The organism is Pseudomonas sp. 10(2024) (genome assembly GCF_045164175.1).
GTDB lineage: Bacteria > Pseudomonadota > Gammaproteobacteria > Pseudomonadales > Pseudomonadaceae > Aquipseudomonas > Aquipseudomonas alloputida.
On the sequence record NZ_CP174006.1, the window covers coordinates 1,789,765 to 1,812,225 of the forward strand.

The 22,461-nt window shown below is 64.2% G+C and carries 12 protein-coding genes; 5 read left to right on the forward strand and 7 right to left on the reverse strand.

The window, feature by feature from the left end:
* Positions 1–119: 119 nt before the first annotated feature.
* The gene (locus ACI7M0_RS08310) at positions 120–1,031 is read left to right on the forward strand and encodes an IS110 family transposase (RefSeq protein WP_405314569.1); all 912 of its coding nucleotides are present in this window, start codon (positions 120–122) and stop codon (positions 1,029–1,031) included.
* Positions 1,032–1,363: 332 nt separating this feature from the next.
* Here ACI7M0_RS08310 and ccoP read toward each other — a convergent pair whose 3' ends face one another.
* Genes ccoP through ccoN form a run of 4 tightly spaced genes read right to left on the reverse strand, consistent with a single transcriptional unit; the run spans position 1,364 to position 4,548 of the window.
* On the reverse strand, positions 1,364–2,305 hold the full coding sequence (gene ccoP, locus ACI7M0_RS08315; protein WP_010955004.1) for a cytochrome-c oxidase, cbb3-type subunit III: 942 nt from the start codon (positions 2,303–2,305) through the stop codon (positions 1,364–1,366).
* Positions 2,302–2,496, reverse strand: a complete 195-nt coding sequence (locus ACI7M0_RS08320) for a cbb3-type cytochrome c oxidase subunit 3 (protein ID WP_010955003.1) — start codon at positions 2,494–2,496, stop codon at positions 2,302–2,304. The genes ccoP and ACI7M0_RS08320 overlap by 4 nt, the downstream gene beginning before the upstream one ends.
* A gap of 5 nt (positions 2,497–2,501) precedes the next feature.
* The gene (ccoO, locus tag ACI7M0_RS08325) at positions 2,502–3,110 is read right to left on the reverse strand and encodes a cytochrome-c oxidase, cbb3-type subunit II (RefSeq protein ID WP_010955002.1); all 609 of its coding nucleotides are present in this window, start codon (positions 3,108–3,110) and stop codon (positions 2,502–2,504) included.
* 13 nt (positions 3,111–3,123) lie between these two features.
* On the reverse strand, positions 3,124–4,548 hold the full coding sequence (gene ccoN / locus ACI7M0_RS08330; protein WP_064493230.1) for a cytochrome-c oxidase, cbb3-type subunit I: 1,425 nt from the start codon (positions 4,546–4,548) through the stop codon (positions 3,124–3,126).
* A 50-nt stretch (positions 4,549–4,598) separates the two neighbouring features.
* Between ccoN and ACI7M0_RS08335 the strand changes: the two genes are divergently transcribed.
* The gene (locus tag ACI7M0_RS08335) at positions 4,599–5,291 is read left to right on the forward strand and encodes an alpha/beta family hydrolase (RefSeq protein WP_010955001.1); all 693 of its coding nucleotides are present in this window, start codon (positions 4,599–4,601) and stop codon (positions 5,289–5,291) included.
* Positions 5,292–5,405: 114 nt separating this feature from the next.
* Here the strand turns inward: ACI7M0_RS08335 and ACI7M0_RS08340 are convergent, their stop codons facing one another.
* The gene (locus ACI7M0_RS08340; RefSeq protein WP_003254278.1) at positions 5,406–5,690 is read right to left on the reverse strand and encodes a pyrimidine/purine nucleoside phosphorylase; all 285 of its coding nucleotides are present in this window, start codon (positions 5,688–5,690) and stop codon (positions 5,406–5,408) included.
* A 74-nt stretch (positions 5,691–5,764) separates the two neighbouring features.
* A complete protein-coding gene (locus tag ACI7M0_RS08345) occupies positions 5,765–6,316 on the reverse strand; it encodes an exonuclease domain-containing protein (RefSeq protein WP_019437882.1) in 552 nt (183 codons plus the stop codon).
* A gap of 171 nt (positions 6,317–6,487) precedes the next feature.
* Between ACI7M0_RS08345 and ACI7M0_RS08350 the strand changes: the two genes are divergently transcribed.
* Together ACI7M0_RS08350 and ACI7M0_RS08355 are read left to right on the forward strand one after the other, a co-directional pair.
* The gene (locus ACI7M0_RS08350; protein WP_010954999.1) at positions 6,488–7,288 is read left to right on the forward strand and encodes an ABC transporter substrate-binding protein; all 801 of its coding nucleotides are present in this window, start codon (positions 6,488–6,490) and stop codon (positions 7,286–7,288) included.
* A 63-nt stretch (positions 7,289–7,351) separates the two neighbouring features.
* Positions 7,352–8,365, forward strand: a complete 1,014-nt coding sequence (locus ACI7M0_RS08355; RefSeq protein ID WP_014590234.1) for a GNAT family N-acetyltransferase — start codon at positions 7,352–7,354, stop codon at positions 8,363–8,365.
* Positions 8,366–8,592: 227 nt separating this feature from the next.
* Here ACI7M0_RS08355 and ACI7M0_RS08360 read toward each other — a convergent pair whose 3' ends face one another.
* Entirely contained in the window at positions 8,593–9,123 is a 531-nt protein-coding gene (locus ACI7M0_RS08360; RefSeq protein WP_010954997.1) for an RNA polymerase factor sigma-70, read from the reverse strand.
* 305 nt (positions 9,124–9,428) lie between these two features.
* Between ACI7M0_RS08360 and ACI7M0_RS08365 the strand changes: the two genes are divergently transcribed.
* Positions 9,429–22,382, forward strand: coding sequence for a non-ribosomal peptide synthetase (locus tag ACI7M0_RS08365; RefSeq protein ID WP_129933703.1), 12,954 nt, complete (start codon positions 9,429–9,431; stop codon positions 22,380–22,382).
* Positions 22,383–22,461: the final 79 nt, after the last annotated feature.

A 22,461-nucleotide genomic window follows, 5' to 3' on the forward strand; every position in this document is an offset into this window, starting at 1 on the left:
TGCGAAGAGTATCGAGAAGCCGACAAGTCGGACTTCGCATTACAAGGTTGCAGCAGCATGAAGTTCGAGGTCGGGGAACCGGAGGCCATTGTTACCTAACTCGCTGGGGAGAGGGAAGAATGAGTGTCTGTGTTGGCCTCGATATCGGCTCACGCACTTCGATCGTCGGGGTACGTAAAGATGGGCGTCCGGCCGGACAGTGGGATATCGCTCAAACCCCTGCAGGCCGTAAGGCTGCGGTGAAAAAGCTGCTGGCACTCAAGCCCAAGTCGATCGTGATGGAGGCGACCGGAATCTATTACCTAGACTTGGCTCTTGAGCTACATGCGGCTGACCTCCCTGTTTCAGTGATCAACCCCAAGAGCTTTCACAATTTCGCCAAACTGATGCTGGTGAACAGCAAGACCGATGCAATAGATGCTCAGTTGCTGTCCGAGTACGGCGAGCGTATGACACCGCGCTTGTGGACGCCTCCAAGCCCTGTGCAGCTTGAGCTGAGGGCTCTGGGCCGGCACATCAACCGTTTGGTGGGACACCGTACCAGGGCGAAGAACGAACTTCATGCGCTGCAGGCGACCTCTACGACCGTGTCGATGCTGATCGAAGATCAAGAAGAAGCCATTGCTTCACTGGATAATCGAATTGAACGCTTTCGTAAGGCTGGCCGCGAGATGGTCGCCCAGTGTCCGACGCTTACTCGGCAGTACAAGCAGCTGCTCGCAGGCCCAGGAATAGGAGAAGTCTCAGCACTTGCTGCATTGGCTGAGCTGACCACCCTTCCTCAAATGCTCAAGTCCTCGCAGGTAGCTCGTCACGCGGGGCTGGATGTTCGGCAGACACAGTCGGGGACGAGCATTGACAAGCCCGGTCGGCTCGGCAAAAGCGGGAATGCTTATCTGCGGGCAGCCATGTACATGCCTGCCTTGACCGCAGTGCGCTGCGACCCTTATGCGAAGGCTTTTTACGAATCCCTGGTCAGTAGGGGCAAGAAAAAATGCAGGCTATCGCTGCTGTCATGCGCAAGTATCTGACAGGCATCTGGGCATGCATGCGTGGGGATGTGCCATTTGATACGGTGAAGCTTTTCAGCTCTGAACACCTCGGAAAAGCTTGACCGCCAACAGAGTATCTACGTTTGTTTCGGGCCAATTATTCCTGTGGGATTTGCGCGCGACCGCCTTGGCGCATGTCTCGATATCGCGTCGTACAAACAAGGCGGTCGCGCGCGCCTGGCACAGGAGGGACTGGCCCGAAACAAACGTAGGAGCGGGTTTACCCGCGAAGCGCCGCGCGGGCGGCGCTCGATCTCACAGGCGGCGAATGCCTTTCGGCGAACTCACTTGGCAAATCCCTTTCGGCAAACTCACTTGGCCGTCACAGCCTCAGCCGAACCATCCTGCGACAGGCTATACACGTAAGCCGCCAGCAGATGCACCTTGTCATTCCCTTGGATCTCGGCCTGCGCCGGCATTTGCCCCTGGCGACCATAACGAATGGTCTGCTGCAGCTGGGCAAAGCTCGAACCGTAGATAAACGCCTGCGGGTGGGTCAGGTTCGGTGCGCCCATGGCGGGCGTGCCTTTGCCTTCCGGCCCGTGGCAGGCCACGCAGTTGGCTGCGAAGATCTTCTGCCCATTCTCCACATCGGCCTTCGCGCCCTCAGGCAGTGTGCGGCCATCGAGTTTGCTGACCACGAACGCAGCCACGTCGGCCACGCCTTGGTCACCGATCACTTCGGCCCAGGCCGGCATCACGCCATGGCGACCGCTCATGATGCTGGTCTTGATGGTTTCCGGATCGCCGCCCCAGCGCCAGTCATTGTCGGTGAGGTTGGGGAAGCCGAAGGCGCCCTTGGCGTCGGAACCGTGGCACACCGAGCAGTTGGAGGCAAACAGGCGGCTGCCCATTTTCAGTGCCTGCGGGTCCTTCGCCACTTCTTCTACGGGCATGGCGGCGTATTTGGCGAAGATCGGACCGAACCTGGCATCGGCCTTGTCCATTTCCTTCTGCCATTCATTGGCGCCAGTCCAGCCATTTTCATAGCCCGGCAGGATGCCTTTCCAGTTGCCCAGGCCCGGGTAGAGGATCAGGTAGCCGACCGAAAACGCCAAGGTGCCAACGAACAGCCAGAACCACCACTTGGGCAGCGGGTTGTCGTACTCCTCGATGCCGTCGAAACTGTGGCCCATGGTCTCGTCGGTGGTGTTGTTGCTCTGGCCCTTGCGCGTGGCGAGCAGCAGCCAGGTCAGGCCAATCAGGCTACCGATGGTCAGTACGCTGATGTACGTACTCCAGAAGGTGGTCATTGCCCGTTACTCCTTTTTGCAGCAGGCTCCTGCCCGGCAGTGGGCAGGCGGTCGTCGACGAAGGGCAGCAGGCGCGCTTCGGCGAAATCACGGTCGCGGCGGCGGTTGAAGACCCACAGGGTGAGGCCGATGAAGGCAATCATCACCACCAGGGTGCCCAGCCCGCGGATCATGCCGATGTCCATTTCCATCGCACTCACCTCTTGTTCTTGATCGCGGTGCCGAGCACCTGCAGGTAGGCGACCAGGGCATCCATCTCGGTCTTGCCTTTGACCGCTTCACGGGCGCCGGCAATGTCGTCGTCGGTGTACGGCACGCCCAGGGTGCGCAGGGTGCGCATCTTGACGTCGGTGTGGCTGTTGTCGACCGGCTGGGCAACCAGCCACGGGTAGGACGGCATCTTCGACTCCGGCACCACGTTGCGCGGGTTGTACAGGTGCGCACGGTGCCAGTCGTCCGAGTAGCGGCCACCGACCCGGGCCAGGTCCGGCCCAGTGCGCTTGGAGCCCCACAGGAACGGGTGGTCCCACACGCTTTCACCGGCTACCGAGTAGTGGCCGTAACGCTCGGTTTCGGCGCGGAACGGGCGGATCATCTGCGAGTGACAGCCCACGCAACCTTCGCGGATGTAGACATCGCGGCCTTCCAGTTGCAGCGCGGTGTAGGGCTTCATGCCTTCGACCGGTTTGTTGGTGACGTCCTGGAAGAACAGCGGGACGATCTGGGTCAGGCCGCCGATGCTGACGGCAAATACCATCAGCAGGGCCATCAGGCCGACGTTTTTCTCGATGACTTCATGTTTCATCAGGCGTTTCTCCTCAAGCCAACTGGGCGTTCGCAGGGGCGACGTCAAGCGCTGGCGAACGCACGGTGCGCCAGGTGTTCCAGGCCATCAGGAACATGCCGCTGAGGAAGATCGCGCCGCCGACGAAGCGCACGACGAAGCCTGGGTGGCTGGCCACCAAGGTTTCCACGAACGAGTAGGTGAGCGTGCCGTCGCTGTTGACTGCGCGCCACATCAGGCCCTGGGCGATGCCGTTGACCCACATCGAGGCGATGTACAGTACGGTACCGATGGTGGCCAGCCAGAAGTGCGCATTGATCAGGCCGAGGCTGTGCATGCGTTCTTTGCCGAACACTTTGGGGATGGTGTGGTACAGCGCGCCGATCGAGATCATCGCTACCCAGCCGAGGGCGCCGGCGTGGACGTGGCCGATGGTCCAGTCGGTGTAGTGGGACAGGGCGTTGACCGTCTTGATGGCCATCATCGGGCCTTCGAAGGTGGACATGCCGTAGAACGCCAGCGACACCACCAGGAAGCGCAGGATCGGGTCGCTGCGCAGTTTGTGCCAGGCGCCCGACAGGGTCATCATGCCGTTGATCATGCCGCCCCAGCTGGGTGCCAGCAGGATCAGCGACATCACCATGCCCAGCGACTGCGCCCAATCGGGCAGGGCGGTGTAGTGCAAGTGGTGCGGGCCGGCCCAGATGTACAGGGTGATCAGCGCCCAGAAGTGCACGATCGACAAGCGATACGAATACACCGGCCGTTCGGCCTGCTTGGGCACGTAGTAGTACATCATCCCCAGGAAGCCTGCGGTCAGGAAGAAGCCCACCGCGTTATGGCCGTACCACCACTGCACCATGGCATCGGTGGCGCCAGCGTAGACCGAGTAGGATTTGGTCAGGCTGACCGGCAGCTCCAGGTTGTTGACGATGTGCAGCAGCGCCACGGTCAGGATGAAGGCGCCGAAGAACCAGTTGCCGACGTAGATGTGTTTGGTGTTGCGCTTCATCAGCGTGCCAAAGAACACGATGGCGTAGCCCACCCAGACGATGGTGATCAGAATGTCGATCGGCCATTCCAGTTCGGCGTATTCCTTGGAGCTGGTGTAGCCCAGCGGCAGGCTGATGGCCGCCAGCAGGATAACCAGTTGCCAGCCCCAGAACGTGAACGCGGCCAGACCCGGTGCGAACAGGGTGGTCTGGCAGGTGCGTTGCACCGAATAATAGGAGGTGGCGAACAGTGCGCAGCCGCCGAACGCGAAGATCACCGCATTGGTATGCAGGGGGCGCAGGCGGCCGAAGCTGGTCCAGGGGAGGTCGAAGTTGAGGGACGGCCAGGCGAGCTGGGCGGCGATGAAGACGCCGAGCCCCATCCCGACGATTCCCCACACCACCGTCATGATGGCGAATTGGCGGACCACCTTGTAGTTATAGGCGGTACTGCTGGTTGTGTTCATGTATGGGTTCCCATCCACGGTTATTTGGCAGGCTTTACAGCGAGGCAAGCATGATTAATGGGCAAAGTGCCGGTATTGACGGGGATCAATGGGCGAAGGTCGCAAATGTCCCAGGCTTGCGCTGCGATCCTCCGCGGGTTGCAGGTCAGGATGACTACAAGGGGTGCCTGATTCTGGCCCATGGCGCGGGCGCGCCGATGGACAGCGGGTTCATGGACGAAATGGCGCAAAGGCTTGCGGCTCTTGGGGTAGCGGTAGTGCGCTTCGAGTTCCCGTACATGGCCGAGCGCAGGGTTACCGGTGGCAAGCGGCCGCCGAACCCGCAGAAGGTGTTGCTTGAATGCTGGCGCGAGGTGTACCGGCAAGTGCGACCTTTGGTCGCGGGCAAGCTGGCCGTGGGTGGCAAGTCCATGGGCGGGCGCATGGCGAGCCTGCTGGCCGACGAACTGGGCGCGGATGCGCTGGTGTGCCTGGGCTATCCGTTCTACGCGGTGGGTAAACCCGAGAAGCCACGGGTAGAGCACCTGGCCGAGTTGAAGACACCGACGTTGATCGTGCAGGGCGAGCGGGATGCGCTGGGTAACCGCGAGGCGGTGGCGGGGTATGCGTTGTCGCCGGCGATCGAGGTGAGCTGGCTAGTGGCGGGGGACCATGACCTGAAGCCGTTGAAGGCTTCGGGGTTCAGCCATGAGCAGCATTTGCAGGCGGCGGCTGAACGCGTTGCTGATTTTCTGAAGGATTAGTGCTGGATTCTTCGCGGGTAAACCCGCACCTACAAGGACCGCACAACATCGAAGGTCGGCTCAGCACCCTGTAGGAGCGGGTTTACCCGCGAAGAGGCCGGAACAGGTCGGCGCTTAGTCGCGGTATTCGCACAGGTAAGCGGTATCCACCTTCACCTGCAGCTGGAACTTGCTGTCAGCCGGCACGTTGAACTTGTCACCGGCGTTGAAGGTTTCCCAGTTGTCGCTACCTGGCAGTTTCACGGTCAGCGCGCCCGATACCACATGCATGATCTCGCGCTTGGCAGTGCCGAATTCGTATTCGCCCGGAGCCATGACGCCGACAGTGGCCGGGCCTTCTTCGCCCGAGAATGCGATCGACTTGACGGTGCCGTTGAAGTACTCGTTGACCTGGAACATGGGCGACTCCTGAAAAGAGGTGCTGAAAAAGGGCTGGCCAGTATGCCCAAGCCCACAGGCGTCGTCATCTGCTTTCAGGGGCTGTTGGCGGGCAGGGTCAACGGTAATAGCCGCGCCGTGTTGCGCGCATCTTCCAGGGCCCTGTGCTGCTGCCCGCAAAAGTGCATGCCGGCCAGTTGCAGGGCGCCGTTCAGGCCGGTGGGGCGCTGCAGGTGGCGGGCCTTGGCAAAGCGTTGCTTGAGGTTGATGTGCGGCAATGTGCGCAGCAGGCTGTCGAGGCTGTGCTGCTGCCACTCCTGGTGCAGTTGCTGGCGGTCGTAGTCGCCCCAGCTGACCCAGGCCTGAAGCTGCCCGCGGTGGTGCCCCAGCCAGCGCTCGAAGCTTGCCCACACCTCGCGAAACGGCGCGGCGCTGTCCACGTCGGCCTGGCTGATGTGGGTCAGCTCACGGCAGAACGGGGTCAGCTGCGGCCGCCGCCGTGGCTTTACAAAACGCTGGAAATGGTCGACCTCGCGGCCTTCGCGGGTAACCAGGCTTGCGCCGATTTCAATGACTTCCATCTCTGTAACCGGCCACCCACCATCGTCGGTGGTGGCTTCCAGGTCGATCACCAACCAATGGCCCATACCAGGCTCCCCTGCAGATCCTGCTAGAGCGTAGCCAATGTCCGGGCATACGGCATCCTATGGCATTTTGCCGCCTGCTTTGGCACAAAGAGCAGGCGTCAGTAGTTGTGTCGCCCCTGGAAAACGCCTAGCTTAAGCGCATACAGGCATAAACCGTGATGAGTGTCCGTCTTGACTCCAGCGCCCGGCCTCAAGGCCTTGTCCACCCTGATGCTGCTGGCCGTGTTCTGGTTGGCGGCACCGGTATGGGCTGGCGAGGCGGTTGAAGTGAAGATTGGCGCAGCCCATTTCCCGCCTTACACAGTGCGCCCCGAGCAAGGTGCCGATACCGGTTTGCTGCCGCAGTTGGTCGATGCACTCAACCGGGCGCAGCAGCACTATCACTTCGTTCTGGTGCCTACGTCTATCCAGCGGCGCTTCGGTGACTTCCAGCAGGGCCGCACCGACATGGCGATTTTCGAGAACCCACAATGGGGCTGGGAGCAGATTGCCCATCAGGCCGTGGACATGGGCCTGGAAGATGCCGAAGTGTTCGTCGCCCGCAAGGCAAACGGCAATGATCCGCATTATTTCGATGACCTGCGCGGCAAACGCCTGGCCTTGTTCAACGGCTACCACTACGCGTTTGCCAGCTTCAACGCTGACCCGGACTACCTACGCAAGACATACAACGCGACCCTGACCTATTCCCACGACAGCAACCTGCTGATGGTGCAGGCCGGCCGCGCCGATATTGCCCTGGTCACGCGTTCCTACCTCAGTGATTTCCTGGCACGCAACCCGGCGAGCAGGGCGCAGCTGGTGCCTTCGCAACGCATTGACCAGGTCTATCACCACTACGCCTTGCTGCGCCCGGGGGCGCCTATCGGCGAGCAGTCGTTCGCTGCCCTGCTGCGTGGCCTGCGTGACAGCGGTGAACTGGCGCGCATCTTCGAGCCGTACCGTATCAAGGTGGCTGCACCGCAAGACTAAATTCCCGTGTTGCGGCAACGTTCCCTGCAGTGTGCCTTTTCTTCATTTTCGTGAGTCAAGCCCATGCCGTTCGATGCCGCTTCGCAGCCACAGTCACCGCCACGCTGGCGCAGCCTCAGTGCCGAGGAGGGCGACAGCTGGCTAAGCCTGGCCCTTGAAGGCCGCCCCCTGATCCAGTTGCGACTGGAGGCTGGCGCTTCTCTGCACGTTCACCTTGAGCGCTTTTGCCCCGAGCGCCCCTACCAAGCCTTGTGGGCCGCCTGTTATTGGTTACTGTCGCGCGATACGGCCTGCCAGCGCCTGACCTGGCACCTGCCCGAAGTGTTGCCGCAGGCGTTGGCCAGTGGCCTGCTGCTGGCCGGTGAACAGCCTGGCCAGTACCTGTGCGAGCGCGCACTGTTCTGGCAACTGCCGCAGCCGTGGCTGGGCGAGTCGGTTGCCGGGGTATATCCGCAGCAGATGCAGATCAGCAACGGCAAGCGCCACCCGCGCCGGGCGCCCAAGCCGCGGGGCGAAGTGTACCGGCGCTTCGATGCGCGCTTGGGCAGTTGGGTATCGCTGCGTACCCTGGAGATCGAGCATGACCTGGAGCGTTTCAACCGCTGGCAGAACAACCCTCGCGTGGAGGCGTTCTGGCAGGAGGGTGGCACGCTGGCGCAGCACCGCGAATACTTGGCCAAGCTCGAAGCCGACCCGCATACGTTGACGTTGATCGGTTGTTTCGATGACGAGCCGTTTGCCTACTTCGAGGCGTACTGGGCCAAGGAGGACCGCATTGCCCCCTTCTACCCGGCCGATGACTACGACCGCGGTATCCATATGCTGGTGGGAGAGGAGAGCCACCGAGGGCCGCACAAGGTGGCCAGCTGGCTATCGGCGTTGGTGCACTACCTTTTCCTGGATGACCCGCGCACCCAGCGGGTGGTGGCCGAGCCGCGCGCCGACAATGGCAAGATGATTGGCTACATGCACGACCAATGTTTCCATTGCGACAAGGAGTTCGACTTTCCACACAAGCGGGCGGCGTTGATGATTCTGGGGCGGGAGCGGTTTTTCGATCGTTGCAAGCTGACGTAGGGGCTAGTGTGGTGTTTCACAAATAACGACCATAACTCGCGGCGCTTTTTGCGCTCATGCGGCGTTGTCGCTCCTCGCCGTAGCTGGGCTACGACTCGTCGCGACGCCTTGCCTGAACGCAAAAATCGCTCGCGAGTTATTGGCCGTATTTGCAAAACACCACACTAGCGCTGCAAGCAAAAGCGAGAGCGATCCAGGTTCGCTCTCGCGTTTGCTTGAAGCTATCTTCAGGCCTGCCGACTGGCCGTCTTGCGGCAATGCACCAGTGCATCGCGGATCATGAAGTTGACCAAGGTCGGCGATACGCCCAGTTCCTTGGCAATGTCCTTCTGCGGCACGCCATTAAGGCGGTACATCTCGAAAGCATAGCGGGTGCGTGGCGGCAGTTCGTTCAAGGCCTCCGCGATGTCGTTCAGCGCGGCGCGGTTGATATGGGTGGCTTCGGGCGAGGCGTTCTGCACCACCACGTTCATGCCTTCCTCTTCACTACCGGAGTACTTCAGCTCCATCGCCTGCTTGCGATAGTGGTCGATCGCCAGGTTGCGCACGATCTGGAACAGGTAGCTCAGCTGGGCCTTGAACGATGAGGTGATCTGCGGGGCGGTGCTGAGCCGGAAAAAGGCATCCTGTACCACGTCCTCAGCCCGCGAGCGGCAGCCTGTGATGCGGGCGGCGATCTTGACCAGAATGCTGCGGTTGTCGACGAAGGCCTGCAGTAATGGTGAATCGCACTTACTTGTGGATAGTTGTTCCGCCATGGAAATCACCTTGTCACAGAGGGGAGAGGAGGCGCCCAAGGTTGGGAAGCTTCCTACGACGTGCGACAAACTATGCAAGATGATAATAATTGTCAAATGCGAAATGTAATTAGTATCTGTGGGTTTCAGTTCTAAAGCGCGGTTGGCTTTGGGGGTATGCCTTATCAACCCTTAATGCCTGACCTGCCCGCTAATTTCTCCCCCTGCCCATCCGTTCCCCTGTGTACATCCCCGGTCGCATACGTTGCCCGCCCACGTTAGCGGAGCAGCTGTCAGACCTAACCAGACACTGGCAGGAACACCCAATGACGGACGCCTTCGAACTCCCGCTCTCGCTGGTCCAGGCCCTGGCGCAACGCGCCGCGCAGACCCCGGACAGGATTGCCCTGCGCTTTCTCGCCGACACGCCCGGTGAGCAGGCCGTGCTCAGCTACCGGGACCTCGACCAGCGTGCACGCACCATCGCCGCCGCCTTGCAGGCGCGCGCCAGCTTCGGTGACCGTGCCGTGCTGTTGTTCCCCAGCGGGCCAGATTACGTGGCGGCGTTCTTCGGCTGCCTGTATGCCGGGGTCATCGCGGTGCCGGCCTACCCGCCGGAGTCGGCGCGCCAGCACCACCAGGAGCGTTTGCTGTCGATCATCGATGACGCCGAGCCGTGCCTGCTGCTGACCGTGGCGGCGCTGCACGACAGCCTGCAGGGCCTGGAAGCCCTGGCGGCGGACAATGCCCCCCAACTGCTGGCAGTGGATGGCTTGGACCCGGCCCTGGCTGCGAACTGGCGTGAACCCGTGCTCAAGGGCGATGACATCGCCTTCCTGCAGTACACCTCCGGTTCCACCGCGCTGCCCAAGGGCGTGCAGGTCAGCCATGGCAACCTGGTGGCCAACGAGCAACTGATCCGCCAAGGCTTTGGCATCGACCTCAACCCCGACGATGTGATCGTCAGCTGGCTACCGCTGTACCATGACATGGGCCTGATCGGCGGCCTGCTGCAGCCGATCTTCAGTGGCGTGCCTTGCGTGCTGATGTCGCCGGGGTACTTCCTGGCCCGGCCGTTGCGCTGGTTGCAGGCCATCAGCGAATACGGTGGCACCATCAGCGGCGGGCCCGACTTCGCTTATCGCCTGTGCAGCGAGCGGGTCAGTGAGGCTTCGCTGGCCGGGCTCGACCTGAGCCGCTGGCGCGTGGCCTATTCCGGCTCCGAGCCGATCCGCCAGGACAGCCTGGCCACCTTCGCCGACAAGTTCCAGGCCTGTGGCTTCGACCCGCAGAGCTTCTTCGCCAGTTATGGCCTGGCCGAAGCCACCCTGTTCGTCAGCGGCAGCCGTCGTGGCCAGGGTATCGCCGCGCTTGAGCTGGATGCCAAAGCCTTCGCCGCCAACCGCGCCGAACCCGGCACTGGCAGCGTGCTGATGAGTTGCGGCTTCCCGCAGCCGGGGCACGCGGTACGCATCGTCGAGCCGCAACAGTTGCAAGTGCTGGGCGACAACCAGGTGGGGGAAATCTGGGCAGGCGGCCCGAGCATCGCCCGGGGCTACTGGCGCAACCCAGAAGCCAGCGCTCGAACCTTCGTCGAAATGGACGGCCAGACCTGGCTGCGTACCGGCGACCTGGGCTTCATGCGTGACGGCGAGGTGTTCGTTACCGGGCGCCTGAAAGACATGCTGATCGTGCGCGGACAGAACCTGTACCCGCAGGACTTGGAAAAAGCCCTCGAGCGTGAAGTCCAGGTGCTGCGCAAAGGCCGTGTGGCAGTGTTCGCCGTCGAGCACCAGGGCGAGGAGGGCATCGGTGTCGCGGTGGAGATCAGCCGCAACGTGCAAAAGGCACTCAAGCCCCAGGACCTGATCAAGACCCTGCGCCAGGTCGTCGCCGACGCCTGCCGACAGGCCCCGGCCGTGGTCCTGCTGCTGAACCCCGGCGCGCTGCCGAAGACCTCCAGCGGCAAGTTGCAGCGCTCTGCCTGCCGCCTGCGCATGGACGATGGCAGCCTGGACTGCTATGCCCGTTTCCCTGAGGTGAGCGAAGCCGGTACCCGTGCATCCGCTGGCGACGAGCTGCAAGCACGCATCGCCGCTGTGTGGCGCGACATCCTCAAGGTAGAGGCGGTGGCCGCGGACGACCACTTCCTGCTGCTGGGCGGTAACTCCATCGCCGCCACCCAGGCCACAGCGCGCCTGGCCGATGAGTTGGGTATCGACCTGAGCCTGCGTACCCTGTTCGAGGCGCCGGTACTGGCCGACTACAGCAAGGCCGTGGCACAGATCATCGCCGATGGCGCCGCTGGCACCGCAGCCATCACCACGCTGGAGCGCGCCCAGGCGTTGCCCCAGTCGCTGGCGCAAAACCGCTTGTGGCTGCTGTGGCAGCTGGAACCGCAATCAGCGGCCTACAACATTCCCGCCGGCTTGCACCTGCGTGGCGAGCTGGATGTCAATGCTCTGCAAGTGAGCTTCCAGGCACTGGTGGCGCGCCATGAATCGCTGCGTACTGTGTTCAGCGAAGAGAATGGCCAGGCGCTGCAGCGTATCCTGCCTCAACAGCCGTTCAGCCTGCACCGCCTGGACCTTGAAGGGCACTCGCCCGAGCAGGTCGCCGCGCTGCGGGAAACCGAGGCCCGCCAGCCGTTCGACCTCACCCAGGGCCCGCTGCTGCGGGTAACCCTGGTGCGCCTGGGCGACGAAGAGCATCAGCTGTGGGTGACCCTGCACCACATCGTTGCTGACGGCTGGTCGCTGAACATCCTGCTCGAAGAATTCGCCAAGCTGTATGCCGCTCGCTGCCAAGGCCTGGAGGCCAACCTGGCGCCGTTGCCCCTGGGTTACGCCGACTACGGCAGCTGGCAGCGGCAATGGCTGGCTGACGGTGAAGCCGAACGCCAGTTGCAGTACTGGAAGGCACACCTTGGTGGTGAGCTGCCGGCGCTCGACCTGTGCACTGACCACCCGCGCGCCAGCCAGCGCGAGCACAGCGCTGCGCGCTTCAACCTCAAGGTGCCGGCCAGGCTTGGCGAAGCGCTCAAGAGCCTTGCCCACCAGCAGCAGGCCAGCCTGTTCATGGTCCTGCTGGCAGGTTGGCAGGCGCTGCTGCAGCGCTACAGCGGCCAGGCCGATATCCGCGTCGGCGTGCCCAACGCCAACCGCCCGCGCCTGGAAACCCAAGGCATGGTCGGTTTCTTCATCAATACGCAGGTGCTGCGCGCGCAATTCGATGGCCGTCACTCGTTTACCCAGTTGCTGACCCAGGTACGACAGGCCACGTTGCAAGCCCAGGCTAATCAGGACCTGCCCTTCGAACAGCTTGTCGAAGCCCTGCCCGATGCGCGCGAGCAGGGCCTGTTCCAGGTCATGTTCAACCACCAGCAACGCGACCTGTCAGCCCTGCGGCGTCTGCCGGGGCTGTTGGCCGAAGAGCTGGCGTGGCACAGCCGCGAAGCCAAGTTCGACTTGCAGTTGCACAGTGAGGAGGACCATCTGGGCCGCCTGAGCCTGGCCTTCGACTACGCCACGGAGCTGTTCGAAGCCAGCACCGTCGAACGTCTGGCCCATCATCTGCTGGCGCTGCTGGAACAGGTGTGTGCCGCGCCGCAGCAGGCGCTGGGCGACGTGCAACTGCTGGATGAGCCCGGCCGTGCGCAGCTGCTGGGTTGGGGCCAGGCACCGGCCGCCGCAGCGCAGCACCTGTTGGTCGAACAACTCAATGAGCAGGCACGCCTGACGCCGCAGCGCACCGCCCTGGTTTGGGACGGCGGCAGCCTGGATTACGCCGGGCTGCACCAGCAAGCCAACCGCCTGGCCCACTACCTGCGTGACAAAGGCGTCGGCCCCGATACCTGTGTGGCCATTGCCATCGAGCGCTCACCGCAATTGCTGGTCGGCCTGCTAGCCATTCTCAAGGCCGGCGGTGCCTACGTGCCGCTGGATGTCGATTACCCTGCCGAACGCCTGGCCTACATGCTGGCCGACTGCGACGCCCGGTTGCTACTGAGCCACAGCAGCCTGCTGGGCAAGCTGCCGCAGGTCGACGGTGTCAGCGCCATTGCCCTCGACCAGTTGCACCTGGACAGCTGGCCCAGCCATGCCCCCGGCCTGCACCTGCACGACGACAACCTGGCCTACGTTATCTATACCTCCGGCTCCACCGGGCAGCCCAAGGGCGTAGGCAATACCCATGCGGCGTTGGCCGAGCGCCTGCAGTGGATGCAGACGACCTATGCGCTGAATGACAGCGACGTGCTGATGCAGAAAGCGCCGATCAGTTTCGACGTCTCGGTGTGGGAATGCTTCTGGCCGCTGGTCACCGGCTGCAAGCTGGTGCTCGCCGGCCCTGGTGAACACCGCGACCCGCAGCGTATCGCTGCCCTGGTGCAGGCTTATGGGGTGACTACGCTGCACTTTGTACCGCCGCTGTTGCAGGTGTTCGTCCAGGAGCCGCAGGCGGGGGCCTGCAGTAGCTTGCGCCGGGTGTTCTCGGGTGGCGAAGCGTTGTCCGCCACGCTGCGTGACCGCGTGCTGCAGGTGCTGCCGCAGGTGCAGCTGCACAACCGGTACGGCCCGACCGAAACCGCCATCAACGTCACCCACTGGCACTGTCAGGTGGTGGACGGCGAGCGCTCGCCCATCGGCCGCCCGCTGGGCAATGTGCTGTGCCGCGTGCTGGACGATGAGCTGGAACTGAGCGCCCCCGGTGTGCCGGGCGAACTGTACCTCGGTGGCGCGGGCCTGGCCCGTGGTTACCTGGGCCGCCCCGGCCTCACTGCCGAGCGCTTCGTACCCCAGGCCGACGGCAATGGTCAGCGTCTGTACCGCAGTGGCGATCGCGCCCGCTGGCAGGTTCAGCTGGAGGCCCTGGAATACCTTGGCCGCCTCGACCAGCAGGTCAAGGTGCGCGGTTTCCGCGTCGAGCCCGAGGAAGTGCAGGCCTGCCTGCTGGCACAGGCAGGTGTGGAACAGGCGCTGGTGCTGATCCACAAGGACGCCGTTGGCGCGCAACTGGTCGGCTATTACAGTGGCAGCGCCCAGCCTGCCGAGGTGCTGGCCGTACTGGCTGAGCAATTGCCAGCCTACATGGTGCCGGCGCAACTCATCCCTTTGGCACAGATGCCACTGGGCCCCAGCGGCAAGGTCGACCGCAAGGCACTGCCTGCCCCAGTGTGGCAGCAGCGTGAGCATGTCGAGCCACGAACCGAGCTGCAACAACAGGTCGCGGCCATCTGGCGCGACGTGTTGAATCTGCCGCGCATTGGCCTGCAGGACGACTTCTTCGCCCTTGGTGGCCACTCGTTGCTGGCTACCCAGATCGTTTCGCGCACCCGCCAGGCCTGCGATGTCGAGCTGCCGCTCAAGGCCCTGTTCGAAGCCAGCGAGCTGGGCGCCTTCTGTGCCGAGATCACCCGCCTGCGCGCGGCCGGCGAGCGCAACCTGCAAGGTGCAATCACCCGTGTCGACCGCCGACAGGCGGTGCCGCTGTCGTATTCGCAGCAGCGAATGTGGTTCCTCTGGCAGATGGAGCCGGACAGCCCGGCGTACAACGTCGGCGGCATGGCACGCCTGCGCGGCACCCTGCACGTGGACGCCTTCGAGCGTGCGCTGCAGGCGCTGATCGTGCGCCACGAAACCTTGCGCACCACGTTCCCCAGCATCGACGGCGTGCCGTACCAGTGCGTGGCCGAAGACAGCGGCCTGCATCTGGACTGGCAAGACTTCAGCGCTTTGTCAGACGATGCCCGCCAGCAACGTTTGCAACAACTGGCCGACGACCAGGCGCACCAGCCCTTCGACCTGGAGCGGGGTCCGCTGCTGCGCGCCTGCCTGGTCAAGGCCAACGAGCGCGAGCACTTCTTTGTGCTGACGCTGCACCACATCGTCACCGAAGGCTGGGCCATGGACATCTTCGCCCGCGAGCTGGGCGAGCTGTACGAAGCCTTTGTCGATGACCGCGAGTCGCCACTGGCGCCGCTGCCGGTGCAGTACCTGGACTACAGCGTGTGGCAACGGCAATGGCTGGAAAGCGGCGAGGGCGCTCGACAACTGGCCTACTGGAAGCACCGCCTGGGCGACGAGCACCCGGTGCTGGCGTTGCCTGCCGACCGCCCGCGTCCGGCAGTCCAGAGCCACCGTGGCGAGCTGTACCGCTTCGAACTCGATCCGGCACTGGTGGCCCGCGTGCATGCTTTCAATAGCCAGCGCGGCCTGACCCTGTTCATGACCATGACCACCACCCTGGCCGCCTTGCTGCACCGCTACAGCGGCCAGCGCGACCTGCGTATCGGCGCGCCGGTGGCCAACCGCATCCGCCCGGAAAGCGAAGGCCTGATCGGTGCCTTCCTCAACACCCAGGTGCTGCGCTGCGAGCTGGACGGCCAGATGACCGCCAGCGCGCTGCTGGAGCAGATTCGCCAGGCTGCCATCGAAGGCCAATCGCATCAGGACCTGCCATTCGACCAACTGGTAGAGGCCCTGCAGCCCCCACGCAGCAGTGCCTACAACCCGCTGTTCCAGGTGATGTGCAACGTGCAGCGCTGGGCCTTCCAGCAAAGCCGCACGCTGGCCGGCATGCAGGTGGATTACCTGGTCAACGATGCCAGCGCCACCAAGTTCGACCTGTACCTGGAGGTGACCGACCTGGACGGCCGGCTGGGCTGCTGCCTGACCTACAGCCGCGACCTGTTCGACGCGCCGCGTATCGCGCGCATGGCCGAGCATTGGCAACAACTGCTGGTCGGTTTGCTCGACAACCCGCAACACCGCCTGTGCGAACTGCCAATGCTGAGCAGTGCCGAGCAACAAGTGCTTACAGGCCAATTGCAAGGCGAACACGATTTCGACCTTGGCCAGACCCTCCACGGTCTGTTCGCCGCCCAGGCCGCGCGCACGCCACAGGCGGGCGCGTTGACCTTCGCCGGCCAGCACTTGACCTACGCCGAGCTCGACCAGCAGGCCAACCGCCTGGCGCGTGCCCTGCGCGAACGGGGTGTCGGCCCGCAGGTGCGGGTGGGCCTGGCGCTGGAGCGTTCGCTGGAAATGGTCGTCGGCCTGCTGGCCATCCTCAAGGCCGGCGGCGCCTATGTACCGCTCGACCCCGAGTACCCGCTCGACCGCCTGCGCTACATGATCGAAGACAGCCGCATCGGCTTGCTGCTCAGCCAGCGTGCGCTGCTGCACACCCTGGGCGAGTTGCCTGAAGGCGTGGCCAGCTGGAGCCTGGAAGACGATGCCGCCAGCCTGGCGGCCTACAGCGATGCGCCGCTGGACAACCTCAGCCTGCCGCAGCACCAGGCTTACCTGATCTACACCTCAGGCTCCACTGGCAAACCCAAGGGCGTGGTGGTCAGCCATGGGGAGTTCGCCATGCACTGCCAGGCGGTGATCGCCGCATTTGGCATGCGCAGCGATGATTGCGAGCTGCATTTCTATTCGATCAACTTCGACGCTGCCAGCGAGCGCCTGTGGGTGCCGCTGTTGTGTGGTGCGCGTGTGGTATTGCGCGCCCAGGGGCAGTGGGGCGCCGAGGACATCTGCCAATTGGTGCGCGAGCAGCAGGTGAGCATTCTGGGCTTCACCCCCAGCTACGGCAGCCAGCTGGCGCAGTACCTGGGCGGGCGGGGCGAACAATTGCCGGTACGCCTGGTGATTACCGGTGGCGAGGCGCTGACCGGCGAGCACCTGCAGCGTATTCGCCAGGCCTTTGCGCCGCAGCAGTGCTTCAATGCCTACGGCCCGACCGAAACCGTGGTCATGCCGCTGGCGTGCCTGGCGCCAGACGCGTTGCCAGCAGACCTTGGCAGCGTACCGATCGGCCGCGTCATCGGTAGCCGTACGGCCTACATCCTCGACGAGGATCTGGCCTTGTTGCCGCAAGGCGGCATTGGCGAACTGTATGTCGGCGGCGCCGGCCTGGCCCAGGGTTACCACGACCGGCCAGGCCTCACTGCCGAGCGCTTTGTCGCCGACCCGTTCAGTGCCGAAGGCGGGCGCCTGTACCGTACCGGCGACCTGGTACGCCTGGGTACCGATGGCCTGGTGGAGTATGTCGGCCGTGCCGACCAGCAGGTGAAGATCCGCGGCTTCCGCATCGAACTGGGCGAAATCGAGAGCCGCCTGCAGGCGCACGACGATGTCGACGAGGCCGTCGTGCTGGCGCTGGACTTGCCGGGCGGCAAGCAGTTGGTGGGCTATCTGGTGTGCAGGCAGGCCACCGCCGGTAGCGACGCGCAACAACTGCTGCGCGAAGCGGTCAAAGCCGATGCCCGCCAGCACCTGCCCGATTACATGGTGCCTGCGCACCTGGTGCTGCTCGACAGCCTGCCGCTGATGGGCAACGGCAAGCTCGACCGCCGTGCGCTGCCATTGCCGGACCTTGAGCAGGCGCGCCAGCAATATCAGGCCCCTGGCAGTGAGGTGGAAGCACAGCTGGCGCAGATCTGGCGCGAGGTGCTCAACGTTGCCCGGGTCGGCGTGCAGGACAACTTCTTCGAGCTGGGGGGCGACTCGATCCTGTCGATTCAGGTGGTCAGCCGCGCCCGGCAGGCCGGCTTGCAATTCACCCCGCGCGACCTGTTCCAGCAACAGACCATCCAGACCCTGGCAGCTGTGGTTCAGCTCAGCGAAGCCGTGAGCACGGTGGAGCAGGGACTGCGCCAGGGCCAGGCCGGGTTGACGCCGATCCAGCACTGGTTCTTCGACAGTGACGTGCCACAGCCGCAACACTGGAACCAGGCCGTGCTGCTGGAGGTGCGCCAACCCTTGGTTGAGGCCACCCTTGCACAGGCATTGGCTGCGCTGGTGCAGCACCATGACAGCCTGCGCCTGCGCTTCAGCGACGCCCAGGGCCGCTGGCAGGCCCAGTACGTGCAGCCTGGCGCCGAGCAACTGCTGTGGAGCGCCACTGTCGCCGATTTCAATGATTGTCAGGCACTCTACACCGACGTGCAGCGCAGCCTGGACCTGCAACAGGGGCCGCTACTGCGCGCCTTGCTGGTGCGTGACGGGCAGGGCACCCAGCGGTTGCTGCTGGCGATTCATCACCTGGTGGTTGATGGCGTGTCCTGGCGTGTGCTGCTGGAAGACCTGCAGGCGCTGTACCGTGGCCAGTCTCTGCCGGCCAAGACCCACGCCGTCGGCGACTGGGCCGCGCGCCTGGCCAGCTACGCCGGCAGCGATTCGCTGCGTGACGAACTGGCCTGGTGGCAAGGCCAGCTGGGCGGTGTGCGTCGCGAATTGCCGTGCGACCATCCGCAGGGTGGCAATTTGCATCGCCACGCTCAAACCCTGGCCATCGGCCTGGACGTGGAGCAAACCCGGCAGCTGTTGCAACTGGCCCCGGCGGCTTACCACACCCAGGTCAACGACCTGCTGTTGACTGCACTGGCGCGGGCCTTGTGCCGCTGGAGCGGCGATGAAGAAGTGCTGGTGCAGCTCGAAGGCCATGGCCGTGACGGCCTGTTCGAAGACATGGACCTGACCCGCAGCGTCGGCTGGTTCACCAATGCCTACCCACTGAGCCTGCGTCCGCTGCCAGGTGAAGACGACGCGGCGCGGGCCGGTTCGATCAAGCGCATCAAGGAACAACTGCGCCATGTGCCGCACAAGGGCCTGGGCTACGGCGTACTGCGTTACCTGGCGGATGCCGCCGGGCGCGAACAGATGGCGGCCTTGCCGCAGGCGCGCATCACCTTCAACTACCTGGGCCAGTTCGACCAGCAGTTCGACAGTACAGCCCTGTTCCAGCCCCTGGAGGCCCCGGCCGGGTTGGCGCATGACCTCGATGCGCCGTTGCCCAACTGGTTGAGCGTCGATGGCCAGGTGTATGGCGGTGCTCTGCAATTGCGCTGGACCTTCAGCGCCGAGCGCTACGACCAGCAGACCATCGCGGGTCTGGCCGAGGCCTATCGTCAGGAGCTGCTGGCGCTGGTCGCGCATTGCCTGGCCGATGGCAATGGCAGCTTCACCCCATCGGACTTCCCGCTGGCGCACCTGACTCAGGAGCAGATCGACGCATTGCCGGTACCGGCCGCGCAGATCGAGGACGTTTACCCGCTGACGCCGATGCAGGAAGGCATGCTGCTGCACACCCTGCTGGAGCCGGGCACTGGCCTCTACTACATGCAGGACCGCTACCGTATCAACAGCGCCCTCGACCCTGAGCGTTTCGCCCAGGCCTGGCAGGCGGTGGTGGCGCGCCACGAAGCGTTGCGCGCATCGTTCAGCTGGAACAGCGGCGAGGCGATGCTGCAGATCATCCACAAGCCGGGCAACCTGGCGGTGGACTACCAGGACTGGCGCGGCCTGGCTGAGGATGCCCAGGAGCAGCGCCTGCAGGCCCTGCACAAGCAGGAGCGCGAGGCCGGCTTTGCCTTGCTCAGCGAGGCACCGTTCCACCTGCGCCTGGTGCGCGTGGCCGATGAACGCTACTGGTTCATGATGAGCAACCACCACATCCTTATCGATGCCTGGTGCCGCTCGCTGTTGATGAACGATTTCTTCGAGGTCTACCAGGCCCTTGGCGAAGGCCGTCAGGCCCAACTGCCGGTGCCGCCGCGTTACCGCGATTACATCGGTTGGCTGCAACGCCAGGGCCTGGACGACGCACGCGCCTGGTGGCAGGCCAACCTGGCCGGCTTCGAACGTGCCACAGCCATCCCTAGCGACCGCCCGCTGCGCCATGACCACGCCGGTAGCGGCATGGTCGTCGGCGACTGCTACACCCGCCTGGAGGTGAGTGATGGTGTGCGTCTGCGCGAACTGGCCCAGGCTCATCAGCTCACCGTCAACACCTTCGCCCAGGCGGCCTGGGCCTTGCTGTTGGCGCGTTACAGCGGCGACCGCGATGTGGCCTTTGGCGTGACCGTGGCCGGTCGCCCGGTGAGTATGCCGCAGATGCAGCGCACCGTCGGCCTGTTCATCAACAGCGTGGCCCTGCGCGTGCAGTTGCCCGCGGCGGGTGAGCGCTGCAGTGTGCGCCAGTGGCTGCAGGGCCTGCTGCAAAGCAACATGGAACTGCGCGAGTACGAATACCTGCCGCTGGTGGCGATTCAGGCGTGCAGCGAGCTGCCCAAGGGCCAGCCGCTATTCGACAGCCTGTTCGTGTTCGAGAATGCGCCGGTTGAAACCGCCGTGCTCGATCACGCCCAGCACCTGAACGCCAGCTCCGACTCGGGCCGTACCCACACCAACTTCCCGCTGACGGCGGTGTGCTACCCGGGTGATGACCTGGGCCTGCACCTGTCTTTCGACCAGCGCTACTTCGACTACCCGACCGTCGAGCGCCTGCTGGCCGAATTCAAGCGCCTGCTGCTGGCGCTGGTACAAGGTTTTGATGGGGAGGTGAGCGAGCTACCGTTGCTGAGCGCCCAGGAGCAAGGCTTCCTGCTGGAGGACTGCAACCGGACCGAGCGGGTTTATCCGCTGGAACAAAGCTATATCGCGCAGTTCGAAGCGCAGGTCGTGGCGCATCCACAGCGTACCGTGGCCCGCTGCCTGGAGGCGTCCTATGATTACGCCGGGCTGAACCTGGCGGCCAACCGCCTGGGCCATGCGCTGGTGGCTGCCGGGGTCTGCGTGGACCAGCCAGTGGCACTACTTGCCGAGCGTGGGTTGCCGCTGCTGGGCATGATCGTCGGCAGCTTCAAGGCCGGCGCCGGCTACCTGCCGCTGGACCCGGGCCTGCCGGCGGCGCGCCTGCAAAGCATCATCCAGCTCAGCCGCACGCCAGTGCTGGTGTGCAGCGCGGCCTGCGCCGAGCAGGGGCGGCAGTTGCTCGGTGAGCTGGAGACTGCGCTGCGGCCGCAACTGCTGGTCTGGGAAGACGTCCAGGCCAACCCGATCGCAAGCCACAACCCGGGTATCCACAGTGGCCCGGACAACCTCGCCTACGTGATCTACACCTCAGGCTCGACCGGCCTGCCGAAAGGGGTGATGGTCGAGCAGCGCGGCATGCTCAACAACCAGCTGAGCAAGGTGCCGTACCTGGCCCTGAGCGAGCAGGACGTGATCGCCCAGACTGCCTCGCAAAGCTTCGACATCTCAGTCTGGCAGTTCCTGGCTGCGCCGCTGTTCGGCGCCAAGGTAGAGATCGTGCCTAACGCCATCGCCCATGACCCGCAGGGCCTGCTGGCGCACGTGCAGGCCACCGGCATCACCGTGCTGGAGAGCGTGCCGTCGCTGATCCAGGGCATGCTGGCCAGCGACCACCAGGCCCTCGACGGCCTGCGCTGGATGCTGCCGACCGGCGAGGCCATGCCACCGGAGCTGGCGGCGCAGTGGCTGCAGCGCTACCCGCAGATCGGCCTGGTCAATGCCTATGGGCCGGCGGAGTGCTCGGATGACGTGGCGTTCTTCCGCGTCGATGCCGCCTCGACCCAAGGCAGCTACCTGCCAATCGGCACGCCAACCGACAACAACCGGCTGTACCTGTTCGGCGAGGACCAGGCGCTGGTGCCGCTGGGTGCGGTGGGCGAGCTGTGCGTGGCGGGTACGGGTGTAGGCCGTGGCTACGTCGGTGACCCGGTGCGCACGGCGCTGGCGTTCATCCCTCACCCTTACGGGGCGCCGGGCGAACGCCTGTACCGCACTGGCGACCTGGCGCGGCAACGCCCGGACGGTGTGCTGGAGTACGTCGGGCGCATCGACCATCAGGTGAAGATTCGCGGCTATCGCATCGAACTGGGCGAAATCGAGGCCCGGCTGCATGAGCAGGCGGAAATTCGCGATGCTGCCGTGGCGGTGCAGGAGGGTGTGAACGGCAAGCATCTGGTTGGCTACCTGGTGGCGCACCAAGGCGTCAGTGCCGATGCCGCGTTGCTGGAGCAGGTCAAGCAACGTCTGCGTGCCGAGTTGCCGGAGTACATGGTGCCGTTGCACTGGGGCTGGTTCGACAGCTTGCCGCACAACGCCAACGGCAAGCTCGACCGCAAGGCCCTGCCAGCCATCGACATCGGCGGCCAGTACAGTCAGGCCTATCAGGCGCCACGCAACGAATTGGAGGACATGTTGGCGGGTATTTGGGCCGATGTGCTCAAAGCCGAGCGGGTGGGGGTGCACGACAACTTCTTCGAGCTGGGCGGGCATTCGTTGTTGGCCACGCAGATCGCTTCGCGGGTGCAGAAGCAGCTACAGCTGAACGTGCCGCTGCGGGCGATGTTCGAGTGCAGCACGGTGGAGGCGTTGGCCGAGTATGTTCAGGGGCTGCAGGGCAGTGCGCTGGATGATGACAAGATCGACCGGCTCAGTGACCTGATGGCGGAACTGGAGGGGTTGTGATGGGCAGGGGCGCTTGGCGCCCCTTTCATTGGGTGCGCCAGGCATGGCGCGTTGCGCGTAGCGCAACCCGCTTGGTTGT